The following is a 408-nucleotide window of genomic DNA, read 5'->3' on the forward strand; positions in this document are numbered from 1 at the left end:
TGGTCGGCTCGCGTCGTGGATCACGGCGCGACCGGAGCTGGACGTCGCTGATGTGGCGTGGTCGTTGGCGTCGGGCCGGGCGGTGCTGGAGCAGCGTGCGGTGGTGGTGGGTGCCGATCGGGACGAGCTGGTGGCCGGGTTGCGGGCGCTGGCCGATGATCCCTCTGCGGGGATCTCGGGGAGTGGTTCCGGTGGGAAGCTGGCGCTTTTGTTCGCGGGTCAGGGGAGTCAGCGGGTCGGCATGGGCCGCGAGCTCGCGGTGGCGTTCCCGGTGTTCGCGGAGGCGTTGGAGGAGATCTGCGCCCTGTTCGAGCCGTTGTTGCCGTATTCGTTGCGTGAGGTGATGTTCTCCGATCCGGGGGGTGTGCTGGGCGAGACGGGGATGACGCAGCCGGCGTTGTTCGCTTT

General features: G+C 68.9%; 1 protein-coding gene. It reads left to right on the forward strand.

The features are described 5' to 3' along the window. Positions 1-408 (forward strand): acyltransferase domain-containing protein (locus tag E1294_RS57680; protein WP_132520853.1); only part of this gene is annotated, 408 nt, incomplete at both ends.

The organism is Nonomuraea diastatica (assembly GCF_004349015.1).
In the GTDB taxonomy this organism is placed as follows: Bacteria; Actinomycetota; Actinomycetes; order Streptosporangiales; family Streptosporangiaceae; genus Nonomuraea; species Nonomuraea diastatica.